Genomic DNA, 20,813 nt, shown 5'->3' on the forward strand with positions numbered 1-20,813 from the left:
ATGCATAAATAATTTAATTAAAGTATCTACTAAAATTTTGATGCAGCATAAGACGAGATTTAAAACTAAATAGCCTTGATATCTGGCTTTGAAATTTAATTTATGCACTTCCTTAATTTGACATCATTTGTAATGAAATTTATATCCTTCAAAGGGGTAATCTCAACATTAAGACTTTAGGTAAAAATAATATCAATATATAAAAAAATTAGATGCAGTTTCAAACTACACCTAATTATCTATCTTAAATTATGGATTCAGATTTTTTATTTATCACTCCAGTAAGTTAATTATCACTAAATACGGTTGAGTTAACGGTATTTAGCTCCAGAAGATCCCCCCAACCCCCCGATAAATTAGGGGGCTTAGTTCCCTCCTTTTTAAGGAGGGTTAGGGAGGATCGAGTCTTAACTGAACTGTATTAGACTTCTTGCAGAAGTCGGGAAAAGGGGAAGGTGGGGCCCCTGAAGGGGATAAGGGGTGGGGGGAAAGGGAAAAGGAATAAGAAAAAACCTTTAACCTTTAACCTTTCCCCTTTTCCCACAAGAGTGCAAAAGTAACTTTTGCAAGAGGTCTATTGAATTATCACTGAGAATCACAAATCTATTGTTGGTAAAAATTTTTGTTATGGTTAGCCAAAATTAACGTTCTAATGTTGAAAAATCAAATTTTTGAGTAAATTAAACAATCTGGCAGTTAATCATTAAGAAAAATTACTAACTTGCTTGATTAAAAACCTCTGCATTAGATTTATTTTTGTCAATGGATACACTCGGTGTCGGTAAATATTTTCGTACTATACCCATTACCTTATCAGCCACTACAGGTTTAGTGAGAAAATCTGTAGAACCGACCACCTTGGCACGAACTCTATCTAAAAGACCATCGCTGCCTGTTAATATAATCACTGGCGTATTGCCGAAGGCAGATATTCGTCGCAACTGAGTGCAGATTTCATAACCACTAGCGACTGGCATAATCAAATCTAAGAAAATCAAGTCTGGTTTGTGTTGAATCAGAGTTGGTAGAGCTTGTACTGCATCTTCAATTTTGACAAATCTTAGTCCATTAGAAGTAATAATTTCCTCCAGCATTTTACAAACCTGCGGACTATCATCTACGCAGGCTACTAGTGGAACATTTGGCTTCTTTGGTTGTGGGACGACACCTTTATTGTTGACTTCACTCGCTAGTAAAGGTAAGTCAGGTACTTCCACCAATTCAATGATTCCTTTAAGAATATAAGGAAGCAGCGAACGGCTTAGTGGTAGTACACTTTGCTTCATTTTCACGGCTAAATCTCGCAGAGTAAATTTACCGTTGATGAAATTGACAAAGTTTTTGTAGACAGATGGACTCACTATTTGCTGGAGTTGTTCTGGTCGTCGCAAAACAGGTGCCAAGTCAGGAGAAAAATTTGCTAAACCAGCTTCTGACCACATTTTCCACGAGTCTAGCATATGTTTGACAGACATTTCTGCACTCGTGAAATTTATTGGTGTTTCTAAAATAATCTCTTGGCTGCGATTACAAGAAATAGAAGCGAAATTTGCTTGCAGAGCTAAGTCAAATAATAGTTCTGCTATGGTCTTTTCAGCAATAGACTGAAGCTGTTCCCTCTGGATTTTTTGTTTTTTATGCAAGATTTCTATTAGGCGATAATCCCAGTAATCTATTGATACGTCTTGGGAGCGCACCTGTAATTTATCAACGTCAATCTGGGGACAATTTTGAACCATATGTCTACGCCAGCGCCGAAAGGGATGAGTTCCCCCTGTTGCCCAAACTATGCGTCCTAAGCGATAGTAAAAAGTCCATTGGCTGCCCTTTGAACTTTTAATATTTAATTTGCCATTGTATTGTAGTTGAGTACAAGTTTTAAATTCATTCACTAAGTTATTTGAAACCATTAATTCCGACTGGGCCATATTTTGTTCCTTTTATTAAAAAGCTAGTTGAAAAACCCACACTAGCTGTATAGCGGTCAGTAGATATGTTAATAAATGCAAATATATTTATTACATAGCAGACTAAATCAAAATTATTAAAAACAAGGAGAACAAGGAATATAGTAACAGTATTGGTAGTAAATGATTTATCTAGCAGATCTTTACGATCGCCATACTTGGTTTTTATGCTAATATTTCATCACTTAATTGAGTTGCTATAGCCTACATCACTAAATTTATTTCACTATCAATAGTTTATTTTAATGATTATTACAATAAAACATATCCGTACAAGTTCTGAATTCTTTTTCAACACAATAGGAGTTTCTATCCAGATATTTTTCATATTGATTCTGATTATCAAGAAAATATAATAATAAAGATTTACTAAAATAAACAAATATTAATATCTTATAAAAAGTCTGCGATCGATGTTAGTTTGTCGCTGATATTTGGTAGCTATTCTAACAATTAGAAAAGCAATCCAGCGTTATGGAGTGAGCACTGCTTACGGTTCGGTCAAACCCTGATTTTCACTTTGTAAACAGTGCCCGCTGTCGGATTATTAAGAGTGCTGCTAGCTGTTAGTATACAGCAATTATCAGGGGTGATTGTGGTTTTTGTGGCTGACAACAGCTGCTCTGAGATTACCTTGGTGTTGAGAAAGAAGCCGATCGCCCTCTTCTTTTTCTAAACCAGTCCAGTGCATTAATAGAGCTAGCTTTACCCACTTGCCACTACGTTCTAATAAAAAACCAGCAGCTTCGCGGCTTAAACCTGTGAGGTCTTGTAAGATTCGCAAAGCGCGATCGCGTAGCTTTTGATTTGTCACCGCCACATCCACCATGCGATTGCCGTAAACTTTACCCAGCTTGACCATCACCCCAGTGGAAAGGATATTTAAAGCTAATTTTGTAGCTGTACCAGCTTTGAGGCGAGTTGAACCAGCAACGATTTCTGGCCCTGTTAATAGGCGAATGTCAATATCAGCATCAAAGCTAACTTGTTCGGCTGGAACACAGGCGATAAAAATAGTAGCGGCTCCCCGCTGACGAGCCGCATTCAGGGCACCGTGAACGTATGGTGTTGTTCCACCGGCTGTGATACCAACTACTACATCTAACTGTGTAATGTGGCGTCCGGCGATCGCAGTTTCACCATCTTCGATGCTGTCTTCTAAATCCTCAGAACTGCGTACCAGCGCCCCAGCACCACCAGCAATAATTCCCTGTACCAACTCTGGAGGCGTACAAAAAGTAGGGGGACACTCCGCAGCATCTAATACCCCTAGCCTACCACTTGTACCTGCACCAACATAAAATAAGCGTCCTCCTTGGTGCAAACGCTCTGCGGTGCGTTCAATGGCCTGTGCCAACTCAACTTTCGCCGCTGCAACTGCCGCGACTGCCTTTCGATCTTCGTTATTAAACAGCTCAACCAATTCCAGAGAACTCAGCTGGTCTAGGTTCAGACTGTTAGGATTTACTAGTTCGGTTAAAAGATGCCCGCGTTCCTGTAAGTTTGTCATTTGTCCCCTTGTTATTAGTCATTAGTCATTAGTCATTAGTCCAATGCCCAATGCCTTATGCCCTGTTTGGCCCATGCTCCATACCAAATTACAATAATCCTTCCAATTGGCGACGAATTTTGTCTAATTCAGAATCAGACAATTCTGGGTCTTCTGGTGGCTGCTGCTTAGAATCCAAGAAATCCTCAGGAATATCCTCTTTCTGGTCATCTGGTTGCCAGTCGGTTTCTTCAACGTTAACTTCTGGAGGGGTGACAACTGAGTTACTGTTTTCTGTGACGATTTCCCAGTCATATCCGGCACTTTCGCAAAATTCTTGGATTTCCTCAGCATCGATCGCCTCTGGTGTAGGTGTCGGGAAATCTTGAGCTTCCAGCATCAGGGCATAGCGCGTGGCGTCGTCTTCTGACTCGAACATCAGAATTGTATTGCGATCGCCCTTCCGAATTGTGTGAATTCCCTCATTTTCTGTTCGAGCATTAAACATTAACACAAAAACACGCATAAATTATCTATTATTTTCAGATCTAGATCTATTTATATTAAAGTTCTAGGTTGTGCATCCGGGAAAGTCACATTTACAATTTTCACTTTCTTGGGATTTTCCTGAAAGCGCTAACATAATTCAGCATAAGTATTGGATTGAGCAAATGCCGTAACTTAACCCATGAAGTCTTGGGTTTAGTTAACGTATCCTGGAAATGGCATACTCAATCAATGTGCCAGTTAATGCTTGTGCGTCCTCGCTGCATCCGGCAATTAGTACAGTGAAAGGAAATGACTAAATCTCCCAATCAAGATCGTTACTCCCTCTCTCCTATTCGTAAGCGTTCGTGGTCGCTGGTTTTGAGTCGCGGTGGCATTGCTTTGGGAGGACTTTTGCTGATTGGAATTGTCGGCGGTATTTGGCGGTTGTGGATTTTTGTCCAAAAAGAGTTAACGCCTTTGGCACAACAAAGTCTCACTACAACACTCAACCGTCCAGTCCAACTCGGAAGAGTCACGCAATTTTCCTTGACAGGAGTGCAGTTTGGTGCATCAAATATCCCCGCTACACCCACAGATCCAGATCGAGCCACAGTTGAAGCTGTGGAGGTGACTTTTGACCTCTTGCAGTTAATTTTTAACCGCCACCTGAAGCTAGATGTTACCTTGGTGAATCCAGATATTTTCATCGAACAGGATGACCAAGGGCGCTGGGTTTCCACCGAAATCGCATCGTCAGGCGAACCCGGCGTCATTAAAACTGATTTGGATAAACTGCGGTTTCGCAATGCCAAGTTGGCATTAATGCCGCAGAAGAGGGATGGGGAGCAGAGGGGCAGAGGGGCAGAGGAGCAGGGGGCAGGGGGCAGGGAGGAGAAAAGACAAACAAACAAGGCGAATAACTCCCAGCCTCCAATCACTAGTCAACAGTCTCCCGTATCATTTTCCGACCTGAGCGGCTCTGCCCAACTTTTAGCAAATAACCAGCTGATCCGGTTGGAAGTCCGGGGTCAAGCAGACAGTGGTGGCAATATTTCTATTCAGGGAGAGACCCGTTCTAAGGCATTAGCAGGAAATTTGCAGTTGCGAGTACAAGATTTCCTGGCTGCGGATATTACTCGGCTGATTGAGTTACCAGTGAATTTACAAGCGGGTCGAGTCAATGGTGACTTGTTAGTCCAGTTGACACCGCAACAGCCGACTTTATTGTTTGGCAGTGCTGCTGTTGCAGGGGTAACTGTTGAATTGCCAAAAGTGCCGCAAGTGTTGAGTAATAGCCAAGGAAACCTCCGTTTCCAGGGAACCCAATTGCAGTTAGATAATGTTACTAGCAATTATGGTAAAATTCCCTTAGTCGCTAAGGGAGTCATTGACACTCAAGCAGGCTTCAACTTGGCAGCACGTGTAAATGCGGTGAGTTTGGCCAATGCCCAAGAAACTCTCAAGGTAAAACTACCCGTACCAGTAGCTGGGCAAGTACAAGCAGATTTACAGATTACTGGATCGACTAAAGAGCCAATTCTCTCAGGCAAAGTTGCCACGATCCAAACAGCCCGGATTGACAAGCTCGATTTTAATAGTATTAGTAGTAAATTTCAGCTTGTTACTAGTTCTTCTTTAATTACTCTCAAAGATATTCAAGGGTTTGCGAAAGTCGGCGGTCAGATTACAGGGGCTGGCACAATTGCAATTGGTAAAAATCCGCGATTGGATTTGAATTTTGCGGCTAAGAATGTTCCAGGGGATGCGATCGCTAAAGTTTACGATACAACACCTGCTTTTCAAATTGGTAATCTCTCCGCTACAGCCCAACTATTTGGCGGTGGTAACAATGTCCAGACTGTGGTACAGTTCCAAGCGCCTAACGGAACTTATCCGGGAACTGGGGAAGTGGCGATCGCTCCCAATCGTACCGTCTCTTTCCGCAATGTCGCTCTGAATGTTGGTGGTGGTAAAGTTAGGGCTACTGGTAGTTACGCCAATGAGCGTTGGCAAGCTGTTGCTGTGGCCTCTGGGGTGCAGGTGCAACGTTTTGTAGATACAAATCAACTGCAAAATGTCTCTTTGGCAGGGGCACAGTTTAATGGCCGTCTGATCCTCTCAGGCAGCACAGCACCATTTGAAATTGCCACGATTCGCACTGAAGGTGCAGCAGTAAACATTGGCGGTGGCACAGTTGCAGTTTCTAATATCCAACTCCAAGACCAAAATTTCTCTGCTCAACTTGTAGCTAATAATGTGCGGCTGGGACAAATATTGAAACAGTCCCCCCCAGCTTTAAATAATCCTTTGGCGGGTACGTTCCAAATCGCAGGCAACACAGATAATTTCAGCTTGAAAACTCTGCGTGGCAGTGGTGAAGGTCGTCTCACAATTGGCGGTGGTACGGTTACAGCAAAAAATATCCAACTTGTTGATGGTTTATATCAGGCGCAAGTCCAGGCGAAGAATGTACCTGTGCAGCAGTTGGCAGCAGTACCAAAGCAGTTTCAAGGTAGGTTAAGTGGTGAAGTAGATGTGGCGGGTTCTGTGGAGTCTTTCCAACCGCAAGCCATTCAAGCCAGCGGTCAAGCACGGATAAATGTTGGACGGGGAATAATTACAGCCTCTAATATCCAACTTGTTAATGGTGCATACCAAGCGCAAATCCAGGCTAACAATGTACCTGTGCGCCAGTTGGCAGCAGTACCACCACAGTTTCAAGGTGCGTTAACTGGTCAGTTCAACGTTGCGGGATTAGTTGATTCTTTTGAACCAAAAGCAATCCAAGCCAACGGCCAAGCACGGATAAATGTTGGCAGTGGAACGATCGCAGCTTCTAATATCCAAGTAGGTAATGGTGTATACCAAGCACAAGTACGGGCAAGTAACGTACCGTTGCAGCAGTTAGCAGCAGTACCACCACAATTGCGAGGAACCCTAACTGGTCAAGTAAGCGTCGCGGGTTCTGTTGAGTCCTTTCAACCGCAAACAATCCAAGCCGTTGGCCAGGGACAAATCAATGTTGCTGGCGGAACGATCGCAGCTTCTAATATTCAAGTAGCAAATGGTCGCTATCAAGGAATTATTGATGCTTCCGGTGTGGAATTAAATCGGTTAAATCAACAATTGCGCGGTCGATTTGGCGGCAAGTTGCAATTAGCTGGCACGTTGGCGTCGTCTCAATTAGCTGATGTGCGTGCTGCTGGACAGGTGCAGTTATCCCAAGGTCTCCCAGGTCTTGAGCGACCGCTGACAGCTGCGATCGCTTGGAATGGTGAAAGGCTGACCATTGAGCAAGCAACTGCTCCCGGTTTAAATGTTACTGGTAGCATATTAGCCAACGCCAAGCGATCGGGCATACCGGAAATTACTGCCCTAAATCTGAATATCCAAGCCGAGAATTACGACTTAAAACAGTTACCCGTGAATCTTCCCAATCAGGTTGCGGTGGCAGGGAGAATAGATTTTAACGGACAAGTCACTGGCAAGCTACCTTTGCCAAATGTAGTCGGACAAATTAATTTACGAGACTTCGTTGTTCAAGATATTGCCTTTGAGCCGCTGTTAAGTGGAAATATCAACACAGCACAGGGACGCGGGTCGAGTTTAAATTTAGCAGGAAATCGCGATCGCCTTGCTTTCAATTTCGATGCCAATAATCGCCCTTCATCATTTTTAGTACAATGGCAGGAAGCATCGGCATCGGGTAATGTTCGAGGAAATGATTGGACGGTCAAAGTCGCCAGCTTTCCCTTACAAATATTGAATTTAACACCGCCACCAAGTACTCGTCTCGGTACTGGAAAAATAGCTGGATTATTAACAGGGGATTTAGTTTTTAATCAAGAGACATTTGCAACAAACGGAAATTTAGCGATCGCCAACCCAGAAATTGGACGATTAAAGGGCGATCGTTTAGCGGCTCAATTCCGTTACAGTAATGGTAACGCCACTATAGCTAGTAGCCAATTTATCAAAGGTAACAGTAGTTATGCTGCCGTTGGTACTTTTGCTCAAACCGCTCAAGGCCCCCAACTAAAAGGTAAACTCAATGTCAACCAGGGCAAAATTGAAGACGTTCTGGCTGTAGCCCAGATATTTGATTTACAGGATTTACAAGGTGGTTCAGACCAGAACTACGGCACAGCAGCGGATCTGACCACTAACCCCCAAGGCTGGTCAAATGAGCCTTTATTGAACCAACTCCAGCGATTTTCTGAAATCGAAGCTTTGGTAGCAGAAGAGGAACAACAGCGACTTGATTCCAGTCCCATACCCGATTTAGCTGACTTAAAAGGCACTTTCAACGGTGAAGTAGCTCTAGATACAGCTACTAGCAATGGATTGGCAGTGCAATTTAATTTGAATGGAGAAAACTTTGCCTGGGGTAAAAAGGAAGAACGCAGTCGTTATTATACTGCTGAAAAATTGATTGCCGAAGGCAACTTTGAAAATGGTGTTTTGAGTTTGCGACCTTTACGCATCGAATCTCAAAACAGGCTGATTGCCTTCACAGGTAACATTGGTGGTGATGAACAATCTGGTCAATTGCGGGTGAATAATTTTCCCGTACAAGTCTTGAATAATTTTGTGAAATTGCCAGTTGGCATTACAGGTAATGTGAACGCTACAGCAGCTTTAGCAGGCAGTATTGGAAATCCCCAAGCCAGAGGGGAATTACAAATTACAGAAGGAACATTGAATCAGAACCCGATACAGTTAGCAACCGCAAGTTTCAGCTATGCCAACGGACGCTTAAACTTTGGTAGTACTGTTGCAGTTAACGGCCCGCAACCTGTGGATATTACTGGCAGCATACCTTATAAATTGCCTTTTGCAACGGTGGCACCAGACAGCGACCAAATCAGTTTGGACATGAAGTTAGAAAACGAAGGATTAGGACTGTTAAACGCATTGACTAATCAAGTGATGTTTGAAAAAGGTGAAGGACAAGTAGACCTGAAAGTACGCGGAACATTGCAACAACCAGAGGTAGATGGAATTGCCACTGTTAATAATGCAACTTTTTCAGCCCAAGCTTTGCCAGGTAAACTCAGACGCGTTACAGGTAAAGTGCTGTTTAATTTTGACCGCATCTTAGTAGAAAATCTTCAGGGTAGATTTAGCAGAGGAAAGGTAGAAGTTGCTGGAGAAATTCCCATCTTTAACAATGAGAAAGCGACTATCAACAATCCTCTAACCATTAATCTCGAACAGCTAGCATTGAATCTTAAAGGACTTTACCAAGGAGGCGCTAGCGGTAATTTGCAGATTACAGGTTCTGCTCTCAACCCTTTAATTGGCGGTAGAGTAGATTTGTTTGACGGTCAGGTATTGCTAGCAGAATCTACCGACACCGATACATCTGCAACTGATAGCGGTCTTGGCTTATCATCTACAAAAGCTAATAAGCAGAATCAAAAGGAAATTCCAGCCTTACCCTCAGGTATCGCCAGATTTAATAATCTAGATTTAGAACTAGGTAAAAACGTCCAAATTACCCGTCCACCTATTCTTAGCTTCCGCGCCAGTGGTAATCTCATAGTCAATGGCTCAATCAATCAGCCCGTACCCGATGGTACTATCCAATTAGAAAAAGGTGGCGTAAATTTATTTACTACCCAATTTAACCTTGTTCGCGGCTATAAACACACTGCAACTTTTAGTCCCTCCCAACCCCGCGATCCTGACTTAGATATTCGGCTGTTTGCTAAGGTACTAGATGTAACTCAAAGTAATGATTTCAGCCGAATAAACACCACAGGTTTATCAGGCTTAGAAAGCGTTCGAGTCGAAGCTACTATTAACGGTCTCGCCAGTAAGCTAAATGAAAATCTAGAACTTACCAGCAGCCCATCACGCAGTCAAACCGAAATTGTTGCTCTTTTGGGAGGTGGGTTTGTAGATACCCAAGGACGTGCTGACAGTACTTTGGGTCTAATTAACATCGCAGGTTCAGCAGTCTTCAACAATTTTCAATCAACTTTTAACCAGATTGGTAATACCTTTGGTTTAAGCGAACTGCGGATATTTCCTACAATTATCTCTGAAAATCCTGAAGCGGGAAGAAGCAATTCAACTTTGGAATTAGCAGCCGAAGCTGGAGTTGATATTACTTCTAAGATATCCTTTTCTAGCATCAAAATTTTAACAACAAATGACCCCTTCCAATGGGGGCTTAATTACCGGATAAACGATGAATTTCGTGTCCGTGCTTCCACTAATTTAACAGATGATAGTCGTGCCGTAGTGGAGTATCAAACACGGTTTTAGTTTAATTATCGCTAGCCCCTATTAGAGCCTATTTATAAAGTAAATATTAAGGTAGGGTGTGTTACGCCGGGAGCAAGGATTTGAGAGTTTAAGAGAGTAAGAATCAGCCGCAGGGCACCGAGAAACATGGTGCGTTAAGCGTTGCTATAACGCACCCTAAAATTTAATGTTTACTTTATAAATCACCTCTTAGATTGTGATATTATCATTACCCTGCTGATTGACCGCTAATCGCAAAATTGATAGCCCTAAAATTATCAAAAATAATACTAGCCCAATTGTGCAAGCATAGCTAATTTCCAAATTATTGAATGCTTGTTCGTACAGATAATAAACAATTGTTTTCGAGCTATTGAGCGGCCCGCCTTGAGTCATGATGTATACTTCTTCAAATACTTTGGTGGCAGAAATAGCTGAAATTACTGCTACTAAAGCCAGATATGGCTTCATCAAAGGTATGGTAATATCCCAATGTTTCTTAATACCATCAGAGCCATCAATTGCTGCGGCTTCGTACACATCACCAGGAATTGATTGTAATCCAGCTAAATAAATAACCATGTAGTAGCCTAGCCCTTTCCACACAGTAACTGCCATAACACTGGCAAGAGAAATTGGTACAATACCAAAAACTTTAGCTGAGCTAGTTAGCCAAGGAATACCGTCTGAAATAATACCTAAAGCTTTAAATAACTGGTTGAGCAATCCATTTTCTGCATATAACCATTTCCAAGCTATTCCTGCAACTACCATCGAAATTACTACTGGTGTGTAATATGCAGATCTAAACCAATTCATCCCCCGCAGTTTTTGATTTACCAAAATTGCTAGCCCCAAAGGAGCAATTACCAAAATTGGTACTACACCTACAAGATATAAAACAGTGTTTTCTAGTGTTTTCCAGAAAACTGGATCTTTCAAAAGCTTGAGAAAGTTGTTAAAACCTATCCATTGTGGCGGTTGGCCAATATCTTCGTAGCTGGTAAAGCTGAGGTAAAAAGCTTGCAGCGCAGGCCAAAAGACGGTTAACCCTAAAATAATCAAAGCAGGGAGTAAAAACAAATAAGGAGTTATTCGGTGTTTGATTAACATCCAATTTTTAAGCGTAAATTGATTCATCAGATATTTAATAGTTGTTTTTGCTTGGTGAGAATTTGTCAAAGCCAGTATTTTGAGATGTAAGTCGGTTTAAAGTTCAATATCTCAAGATAATATGTTTGCTTGTACCAGTAAAGCTAGCCTTGGATATAGCCAATCAATAATATAGTACACATCAAGTATCTACTAATAATACTCCAACCATATAAAAAAGTAAGCAAGAATAGCTCATAAATTCTTACTTCAACTTCAGGTTACATACAAAAAGTCCGCTTTCGCGGACTGTGGACATTGGATAAGGTTAAGTTGTCACCAAGAGTGTCTACAAGATGTTAGACTCAATATTCATTCTTTCTTAATTAACCTAAAAAATCAAGCTTGCCTGCTCAAGATTTCAGACATTAATACAGGAGTTATGTCTGATTTTGAAAATATCTAGGATTTAATTGATAAACAAACGAAATTGCGTATATAAGACTAATATTGAGTTTTTAACTAAGCTAGATATAATTCAAAAAGGCTGTTTTATCATTGCTAGCGATCTATAGCAATCCTATTTGATTTGTGAAAATCGAGGAGCTTCAGATACCCGACTTCTTTGATAAGTCGGGTATCTGAAGCTCCTCGAATGATTTAGAACTGCTATATAAACTATATAAACAAGTTCAAAATAAAACAGATTTCTATATACTGCTATTGTTGGCGATCGATATAAATTTTGAACAAATCATAGAGATTAATATCCAAAGACTTCATTTAGTCTGAAAAATATTTTGCACCATTTTTTGGTCTGCACTCGCCGCTGCTTTATCTAACTCTGCAATTTCACCTGCATCTAATTGCCAACCCAACGCACCAATATTTTCCCTGGCTTGTTCTACATTCTTTGCTCCAGGGATGGGAATGGTTCCTTTACAGATGCACCAGTTAATTGCTACCTGTGACATGGTTTTGTTTCTAGACTGTGCCACTGCTTGCAAACATGCTAAAAGCGATCGCACTCCTGGTAATATCTGCCTAAACAGCAAACCTCGGATACCTTTAGGGAAAGAACCTCCAACAGAGTATTTTCCTGTCAACAGCCCCAAAGCTAGAGGACTGTAAGCAATCAATTTGATTCCTAACTCATCACAAACATCTTTTAGGTGGAGTTGAGTCACAGGATATGTAGACAAGAGAGAATATTGAACTTGCAAAGTACTAATTGCAACGCCTCGCTGGGCAAACTTTTTTTGTACTTGTTTGAGCCGTTTCGGCCCGTAATTGGATAGTCCTACTCCCTTAACCAACCCTTGCTCATAAACATCGGCCAGACCATCCAATAATTGCCCTTCTTGCCAGGGAGCATAGTTGGCTGTAGACCAATGCATTTGTACTAAATCAACATTTCTTCCCAGACGTTGAGCAGATGACTGGCAAGCCTTGACCATTGACTGGCGCGTCCATCTCCACGGGTAAGCAGCAAGCTTAGTCGCAATACAAATATTTTCTTGATTGGAACCTACATATTCTCGATTGAATCGTCCCAATAGTAGCTCACTTCGACCATTCAATCTGCCAGTTCCGTAAGAATCACCCGTATCAAATAAAGTCACACCGTTGCTGACACAAAGGTTAAAGACAGCTTGTAACTGGTCATCCATGCTTTCGTCATATCCCCAAAGCAATTGGTTGCCCCAAGCCCAAGTCCCGCAGCCCATGTTTGGGAGAGATTTTTGGAGAGTCTGCATTTTTGCTCTCTATAAATTGCCTTAATAATTATCAGACAATTCGTTGGAACTGGGGTAAAATACATCCCAACTTATTAAGAAAGCGATCGCACTGATTTATAATCAATTGTGGAAACTTCTACGCTGTTTATGCTTAGCGATCGCTTTACGTTTGCGCTTTTCCAGGGGTGTTTCAAAGTGGCGGTGCTTTCTGATATCTGGAAAAATTCCTGCCTTAGACACTTCTCGCTTAAATCTACGTAACGCTGATTCTATCCCTTCATTTTCACCTACGATTATTTGGGTCATAGTATATTCCTACTAAGTTTGCTCGATCGGTGTGCTTGGTCAACGAGAAAGCAAAAAAAAGCAGACCCCTTGTCTGCCCTCAAAACCTGAGAGTTAAATCCTTGGTTCTAGACCTTAATAGCGTCGAGAGTATCCACCACCACTACTGTTTCCTCGTCTACCACCAGAAGAACCTCCATCTGTCTTCGGTCTAGCTTTATTCACTTTTAAGCTCCGACCCATCCACTCAGCACTATCGAGGGCTTCAATTGCTGCTGCTTCTTCGGCGTCTGATTCCATTTGTACGAAACCAAAACCTCTTACCCGGCCTGTTTCTCGGTCGATAGGCAATTGAACTTCTTTTACGGTTCCATATTCTGAAAAGACTTGCCTGAGGTCATCTTCTTTGACCTCATAAGATAGATTACCGACATAAATTGACATAAAATGTCTCCAGAGGCATAGGAGTGTAGAGATTTATATCCGGAGATGTCTGTAATATCTTTAATACAAATATGTATATAAACAAACTACGCAGCCGAATTCAATCTTCCTTTGATACTTTAACATAAATTCAAGTGTGAATGTTCTTGAGTGTTGAGTGTTAACTGATAACTGTTGACTGAGGAGTTAGGAGTTATTAGTTATGAGTTGAAAACACAAAACTCCTGACTCCTCACTCTTGACTCCTCACTCCCCTGACAGGTACCTCTGTAGCGTAAAATTAATCTCCATCTGGTATTTGCTAATCCGTTGATGCCCATGTATTGTGACTACCTCATCCAAATCCTGACTGCCCGTGTGTATGATGTCGCTCAGGAAACACCACTAGAGTATGCACCAAATCTGTCTGCGCGGTTGAATAATCAACTTCTGCTGAAACGTGAGGATATGCAGTCAGTATTTTCATTTAAATTGCGGGGTGCTTATAACAAGATGGTGCAACTGCCGCCAGATATATTGGCACAGGGTGTAATCGCTGCGTCGGCGGGGAACCATGCTCAGGGGGTGGCCTTGGCAGCTAACCGTCTGGGAACGAGAGCAATTATCGTCATGCCAATAACTACACCCCAAGTTAAGGTAGATGCAGTTAGAAGTAGAGGCGGAGTAGTTGTATTACATGGAAATACCTACGACGATGCTTATGCTTATGCTCGTCAATTAGAAGCCGAAAAAGGGTTAACTTTTATTCATCCCTTTGACGATCCCCATGTCATTGCTGGACAGGGAACAATCGGGATGGAAATTTTACGGCAATGTCAGCAGCCCATCCATGCGATTTTTGTAGCTATTGGTGGAGGCGGATTAATTTCTGGGATTGGAGCTTATGTCAAACGCTTGCGTCCAGAAATTAAAGTCATTGGCGTTGAACCCGTGGATGCTGATGCCATGTCTCAATCTTTAAAAGCCGGACATCGGGTGCGCTTGTCCCAAGTGGGGTTATTTGCTGATGGGGTAGCGGTGCGGGAAGTAGGCGAAGAAACCTTCCGTTTGTGTCAGCAGTACGTAGATGAGATTATATTAGTGGATACGGATGATACTTGTGCGGCGATTAAAGACGTGTTTGAGGATACGCGATCGATTTTAGAGCCAGCAGGTGCATTGGCGATCGCAGCTGCCAAAGCCTATGCAGAACGAGAAAAAATCGAAGGGCAAACCTTAATTGCTGTAGCTTGCGGTGCAAACATGAACTTCGATCGCTTGCGGTTTGTGGCAGAACGGGCAGAGTTTGGCGAACGCCGCGAAGCTATCTTTGCAGTTACAATTCCTGAGGAGCGGGGCAGTCTGCGTCAATTTTGCGAACTGATTGGCAAACGCAATCTTACCGAGTTTAATTATCGCATTGCCGATGCCAAAACAGCCCATATTTTTGTCGGCGTGCAAATTCAAAACCGTGCTGATGCTTCAAAGATGGTAGAAACCTTTGAAGCTCACGGATTTGAAACCCTGGATTTAACAGACGACGAACTCACTAAATTACATCTGCGGCACATGGTGGGCGGACACTCTCCCCTCGCTCATAATGAATTACTCTACCGTTTTGAGTTTCCCGAACGTCCTGGTGCATTGATGAAGTTTGTTGGTTCCATGAGTCCCGACTGGAATATCAGTCTTTTTCACTACCGCAACAACGGCGCAGACTACGGCCGAATCGTTATCGGTATCCAGGTTCCTCCCCACGAAATGAAAAATTGGCAAGCATTTTTGGATACCCTTGGTTATCGGTATTGGGATGAAAACAAGAATCCAGCATACAAGTTGTTTTTAGGGTGAGTGGAGAGATGGGGAGTGTGGGGAGTGTGGGGAGTGTGGGGAGTGTGGGGAGTGTGGGGGGAAAGAGAATTTATACTTCCGGCTTTTCCTCCCACACCTCCTTTTCCTCCCATACCCAATGCCCGATGCCCTGTTTGGCCAATGCCCAATCCCTAATTCTGATAACTACCTTTAGATATCATATTGGAGTCCCAAGTATACAAGCCGATTTGGTCGGGAACTTTAGAGAATCTGCCTGTCCGATAGCCTCTAGATAATTCATTGAGCACCTTATTTTTGATCTCTCGAAGTTCTTGAGAAGTTAGTTCTCCGTAAATTCCGGCAATTACTTCAGCGACTGTGAAAACTTTACCTGGATTTTGTTCAAACAGAGAAGTCAGGGCATCAATTAAGAATTGACCTTCATAGACTTTGAGCATTGGTACTGTTTTGGGATTGGGAGGTATGAAAGGTTTCTTCTTTTTGTTTTTGACATTCCTAGAAGCACCATTGCCATTTTTTGGAGCGACTAAACTTAAATCCAAAGTATAACAACCGGGTTCTTCGGGAATAATTACCCAGTAATTCCTTTCTCTGCCTTGGGTGAGGGAAGATTGAACTCTACCTTTAACTACTTTAAACAGATTAGAATCTAATTCCCCATAAAGCGATCGCACGATGAAATCAATATGACACACAGTACCTGCCTGCTCTTGCAATAGCTGTTTTATGGCTTCCATTCGAGACAGAGATTGATACTGCGGTAGCATGGGGATTTCTGGCACCTTGCTTGAGTTATCGTTGTTCTCTAGAGATGCCTGTATATCCGGGGATGTGGTTGGAAGTTGATTTGTTTTTGTATCAACAGTGGAATTATCTATTTCAATGTTGTCTGAATCTGTAAGTTCTGACTCTATAGACTCGACCAATTTGATTTGGGAGATATCATCGTGGGCTGACAAAAACCGCACAGAGCCTTCTGGGGAAGAATTGGATGTTTCATCAGCTGCTTTGAGTCTTGATATCTGCTTGTTGCCATCAGAAAAAGACCACGTAGATAACAACGCTTCTACATGATCGAGTTGCGATCGCGCCTCCACGAATAGGCGTTCATACTCTTCTGTGAGGCGAGCATAATACTCTCGTAATTCCAACAGTGGCGAGACAAAATTGCCTGGAGGTGGTTCTAATTGTCCTTTTGAATTCATAATCGTTCAATCAATTTAAATCGGTGTCACTTGTGTAAGACATTGGCCTGGGTTTAGCTTTGCGAGATGCTGGCTGGGATTTCTTCGGTGCTTGGGGAGGGCGACATCTCTCACAATATAAAGGTCGGGGGCCATAAGTCTCACGTTTTGTCATATCGTTACACTCTTTACAGACAAATTGGAAAACACGAGTGTGAATCTGTCTTTTGTGCGCTCTAACTGTATATTCCTTAACATCGATGAATTTACTTGCCATAATTAGGAATCTTGAATTTCCTTCGTATCAATGTCCTATCAATATAGCTATTCAAGCAAATCAAACTGCATCAGTGTGTGTTTATGTAGAAGTTTTATTCAAATCAGTGAATTTGATGCCGAGGACAAGGTGTGAATATTGTTTAGCAACGAATTCAGAGTTAGTCTAGACTATCCCCTAAGCATATACTTGGTGATGAGCAAACACTATCACCATTTATATAGTGCTTGATTTGAAAAACAATTCCTACTGTCTATAACTAGCTGATTTTGCCTGACCTGATGCACTTGCAATGCAGAGTGTGTAGCCTTCAACTAAAGTATAATCCGTCTGAATCATGCCAGTGTTGTAAATCAAGCACTACATCATCAGATAATCCTGCCAACAAAAGGCAAGCACGGACTTGTTTGGTTCAATAAGACTAGTTTTGCACAACAGTGTCTTAAAGACCTCAAAGGAGCTGCTCGAACAAACTGTAGAAATCTTACCAAAGTATCCGCGCTTCAACCCCTGAACTTTATTTATAAAGATATAGACAGAGGAGATTTTCCTGCTCTCGATCGGGGAAATTTACATAGATTGACAAATCGAGTTATTGCCAGTGTATTTAATTGTTCATCCTATTTATAACCCTTCTTCCTTCTGGTAGAGGGATATCGATCGTCAAAGCCATCCTTGTATAACGAACAACCGCCTCCTGATTTTTAGAAGGCGGTGATTATCGTCGATCTAAGCATTACCAAAAACCTAAAACTCCTGAATATTTAATAGTTAAATTCTTTGGCTATACCCAAATGTTGAGTTTTGTAAACATTACTTGTTCTAGGGCAAAATACATCATCAGTGCCTTGAGGTTGTTCGCCACTCGTACTGCTGGCTGCTTGGGCGTAGACAGCGCTACCCATTTGCACTAAGGCTTGCTGTAACTTACTAGATAAAGATTTAATGCGATCGCTACTATCTTGGTTAATATAGGACTCATATTTGATTTTTGAAATATAAGTAGTCCAGTAGGGTGCGTTAGCCTTTGGCGTAACGCACAGTTAACGATTTAGGTGGGTTATGGCGTAGCCATAACCCACCCTACTAGCGTGGCAAGCTTCCCCAGTCCCTAAAATCAACCAATATTAACTTTGACGGCTCTGCCTTTTTCAGATTCGGCTTTCGGCAAAGTTAAGTGGAGAACACCATTTTTGTATTCAGCTTGTACTTTGTCGTTTTGAACTTGGGAAGGTAACGGAATTACTCGATGAAATTTGCCATAACGAAATTCAGAGCGAGTGACACCGTTTTCTTCAGTCCTGGTTTCAGTCTTACGCTCACCGCTAATCGAAATTGATTCGGGAGTGGCTTCTAGATTTATATCTTTGGCTTCCAAACCAGGTACTTCTAGTCTCAATTTGATTGCATCATCAGTTTCTTCTATTTCTGCGGCAGGAATGAAGGTAAATCCAGTCCTTTCACCACCATCAGCGGGTATTAATCTATCAAACAAGCGATTCATTTGCCGCTGTAAGGTGTCGATTTCTCGGAATGGTTCCCAACGTTCGCTATCCCGGAATGTTTGTAAGCGTTCGATATCCCGGAATGGTTCCCAACGAATGAGTGCCATAACTATCACCTCTAAAACGAGATATCTAGTCTTAGGAGGCTCAATCTTAAGCTTTCTAGCCTACGAACAACTGATATAATACCTTTGGCAAGCAATCCTCAATTTCCACTAAGCTCAATCTCAAGCTTCCTATTCATCACACTAGATCGAGATTCAAATTGAGCAGGTTCGGTTTTATGGTCATGAGCGATCGCAATAACCGTACCTTTTAGGGATTTATAAAAAATCTGAAAATGACTGTTGAGGGTTGACTGTTGAGGCTTAACAGTCAACCATCAACAATAGACCTGCCTTGAAAATAGGGACTGGGGACTGGGAAAACCAAGATATTTTCATTGTTCCTTGTGCGTGCAACTCATGGAGTCTCTTGCAAAAGTAACTTTTGCAAGAGGGGGAAAGGGAAAAGGGTTTTTATGAGCCGCTTTCCCCTGGTTGGTGAGCTTGTCGAACCATACCCCTTACCCTTTTCCCCAATAAAAGCAAGAAGTCTAATCAACATATCCCAATCAGTTTTGTAGCCCTACTGCTGACTAGGTGCAGCAGGTTGCGATTGAGGTTGACGTAAACGGCGCAAAGAGTCCCGCAACTTATTTTGGCTTGTGTTTTCTCTGCGCCGCCGTCGATTTGTGCTAGCTTGTGGCTTCTGTGATGAATTAGTAGTTGTTCGTTCGCTACGGATGCGCCGTAGAGTTTCTCTGGCACTTCCTTGAGAACTAGTTGTCCTTCTTTGGGATGATGAGCCTGCGCTTGTTGTTTCCCCTGTCTGACGACGCAGACGCCGATTAATTCCAGATTCTGCTGCTCTTGTGGCTGTAGCTTCATTAGTTGACGGTGTAAATTCTCGCCGCCTACGTCTTGAAGTTCCCTCTGTGGTATTGGAATTGGATGCTGTGGCTTGCTGGGTTTTCTGTTCTGTTTCTCTTTTTCTTTCTTGTTGGTATTGACGGTATCGTTGTGAATTTTCTTTAAAAGCCCCAGAGTTGACTCGTACCCCTCGTCTGCCACCTTGTGCCGGGTTGAATTTCCACTCACGCGCTTGTCTCAAGTGTTCTTCATCCAATTCCCGGTTGCCACTGGAACTCGCTATCCGCACATTAACAACATTACCTTGATCGTCAGTATCAAAAGCCAAACCTGTACGGCCTTCGATTCCTCGCCGTTTAAATGACTCTGGATATTTAAACTCACATTTACGGCAAGCTGCACGACCATTACTATTACCTGAAGTGTTAATTTTTGGAGGTGTTGGAGTTGTTGGCGCTGCTGCTACCGGACGGTTTGCTGGTTGATTGCCAATTCCACTGCCAGTACCGCTACCAATGCCACTGCCAGTACCGCTACCAATGCCACTGCCAGTACCGCTACCGATTCCACTACCAGTACCGCTACCGATTCCACTTCCAATGCCACTGCCAATGCCGCTACCAGTACCAGTACCAGTACCACTGCCAATACCACCGCCAGTACCAGTACCAGTTCCTCCACCAGGGCCAGTTCCGCTGCTTGTACCAACAGCGATACCGCTACCGGTACCTAAACCAACACCAGAGCCGCCACCGCCGCCACCACCTCCACCGCCACCAGATGAACTTGCTTTGGAATCTTGAGATGGAGCTGTTCGTGCGATGGGTGCAGATTTCACAGGAACTTGTGGTGCAATTGGCTGTGTAATTGTCGGCTGTGGTTTCTGAGCGACTGCTGTAATTTGTTCAAATTGCTGCTGAATTTTTTCTACTGGTGGAGTTTCTATAGGCTGTTTTTGTACAATTTCTGTTTCTTTTTTGGGTTCTTCTGTAATTTGTTCGAGTGGTTTTTCTGGTTCCACAGCTGGTGAATCAACGATCGCCACTTCTATTGATTCATCATTACCTTCAGGCATTCTTGTTAAATAATTACCTATACCTGAGGATAATACACCGATATGCAGCCCCAGTGAGCCTATTAGACTGTAAGCTAGAAAAGACTTGAGAGCCTGAACTTCTTTGGAGCGTTGCTCGACATTAATGCCGGAAAAGGTCATAGCTATTGCTACCTATTCTCACTAATTTAGTCATCTTAGAATGCAAGGTTACAAATATCAAGTAAAGAACTAAAGTTATTTTGGGTACTGTTACGTAACCCCGACATTAGTGGCAACATCTTCAAAAACTTTCAATATCACAGTTTCTAAA

Annotated in this window: 14 protein-coding genes; 2 read left to right on the plus strand and 12 right to left on the minus strand. The window is 42.4% G+C overall.

What is annotated here, in order from left to right:
- Positions 1–716: 716 nt before the first annotated feature.
- The 3 genes from NSTC745_RS26175 to NSTC745_RS26185 form a co-directional block, all read right to left on the minus strand.
- Entirely contained in the window at positions 717–1,928 is a 1,212-nt protein-coding gene (locus tag NSTC745_RS26175) for a response regulator (protein ID WP_445633588.1), read from the minus strand.
- A gap of 622 nt (positions 1,929–2,550) precedes the next feature.
- Positions 2,551–3,477, minus strand: a complete 927-nt coding sequence (gene murQ / locus NSTC745_RS26180) for an N-acetylmuramic acid 6-phosphate etherase (RefSeq protein ID WP_445633589.1) — start codon at positions 3,475–3,477, stop codon at positions 2,551–2,553.
- A gap of 88 nt (positions 3,478–3,565) precedes the next feature.
- Positions 3,566–3,982, minus strand: coding sequence for a DUF3110 domain-containing protein (locus NSTC745_RS26185; protein ID WP_445633590.1), 417 nt, complete (start codon positions 3,980–3,982; stop codon positions 3,566–3,568).
- Between the two features lie 272 nt (positions 3,983–4,254).
- Here NSTC745_RS26185 and NSTC745_RS26190 point away from each other — a divergent pair, with 272 nt between their 5' ends.
- Positions 4,255–10,218: a translocation/assembly module TamB domain-containing protein gene (locus tag NSTC745_RS26190; protein WP_445633591.1), complete on the plus strand. Its 5,964-nt coding sequence runs from the start codon at positions 4,255–4,257 to the stop codon at positions 10,216–10,218.
- A 189-nt stretch (positions 10,219–10,407) separates the two neighbouring features.
- Here NSTC745_RS26190 and NSTC745_RS26195 read toward each other — a convergent pair whose 3' ends face one another.
- The 4 genes from NSTC745_RS26195 to NSTC745_RS26210 all read right to left on the minus strand — a co-directional run bounded on the left by NSTC745_RS26195 (position 10,408) and on the right by NSTC745_RS26210 (position 13,757).
- The gene (locus tag NSTC745_RS26195) at positions 10,408–11,337 is read right to left on the minus strand and encodes a carbohydrate ABC transporter permease (protein WP_445633592.1); all 930 of its coding nucleotides are present in this window, start codon (positions 11,335–11,337) and stop codon (positions 10,408–10,410) included.
- Between the two features lie 731 nt (positions 11,338–12,068).
- Positions 12,069–13,046 (minus strand): aldo/keto reductase, encoded by a 978-nt coding sequence (locus NSTC745_RS26200; RefSeq protein WP_445633593.1) that lies wholly within the window; start codon positions 13,044–13,046, stop codon positions 12,069–12,071.
- A gap of 102 nt (positions 13,047–13,148) precedes the next feature.
- Positions 13,149–13,334: a 30S ribosomal protein S21 gene (rpsU, locus tag NSTC745_RS26205; RefSeq protein WP_445633594.1), complete on the minus strand. Its 186-nt coding sequence runs from the start codon at positions 13,332–13,334 to the stop codon at positions 13,149–13,151.
- Positions 13,335–13,448: 114 nt separating this feature from the next.
- The gene (locus NSTC745_RS26210) at positions 13,449–13,757 is read right to left on the minus strand and encodes an RNA recognition motif domain-containing protein (RefSeq protein WP_445633595.1); all 309 of its coding nucleotides are present in this window, start codon (positions 13,755–13,757) and stop codon (positions 13,449–13,451) included.
- A 318-nt stretch (positions 13,758–14,075) separates the two neighbouring features.
- Between NSTC745_RS26210 and ilvA the strand changes: the two genes are divergently transcribed.
- Entirely contained in the window at positions 14,076–15,587 is a 1,512-nt protein-coding gene (ilvA, locus tag NSTC745_RS26215; protein WP_445638688.1) for a threonine ammonia-lyase, biosynthetic, read from the plus strand.
- A 152-nt stretch (positions 15,588–15,739) separates the two neighbouring features.
- On the opposite strand, the gene NSTC745_RS26220 is transcribed toward ilvA, so the two are convergent.
- The 5 genes from NSTC745_RS26220 to NSTC745_RS26240 form a co-directional block, all read right to left on the minus strand.
- A complete protein-coding gene (locus NSTC745_RS26220) occupies positions 15,740–16,774 on the minus strand; it encodes a hypothetical protein (RefSeq protein WP_445633596.1) in 1,035 nt (344 codons plus the stop codon).
- 10 nt (positions 16,775–16,784) lie between these two features.
- Positions 16,785–17,030, minus strand: coding sequence for a hypothetical protein (locus tag NSTC745_RS26225; protein ID WP_445633597.1), 246 nt, complete (start codon positions 17,028–17,030; stop codon positions 16,785–16,787).
- 764 nt (positions 17,031–17,794) lie between these two features.
- Entirely contained in the window at positions 17,795–17,935 is a 141-nt protein-coding gene (locus tag NSTC745_RS26230; RefSeq protein ID WP_445633598.1) for a hypothetical protein, read from the minus strand.
- A gap of 212 nt (positions 17,936–18,147) precedes the next feature.
- Positions 18,148–18,642 carry an Hsp20/alpha crystallin family protein gene (locus NSTC745_RS26235; RefSeq protein ID WP_445633599.1) on the minus strand — a complete coding sequence of 165 codons (495 nt, stop codon included), beginning with the start codon at positions 18,640–18,642 and terminating at the stop codon, positions 18,148–18,150.
- Positions 18,643–19,162: 520 nt separating this feature from the next.
- Positions 19,163–20,662, minus strand: a complete 1,500-nt coding sequence (locus tag NSTC745_RS26240) for an energy transducer TonB (RefSeq protein WP_445633600.1) — start codon at positions 20,660–20,662, stop codon at positions 19,163–19,165.
- Positions 20,663–20,813: the final 151 nt, after the last annotated feature.

This window comes from Nostoc sp. DSM 114161, from assembly GCF_052692665.1.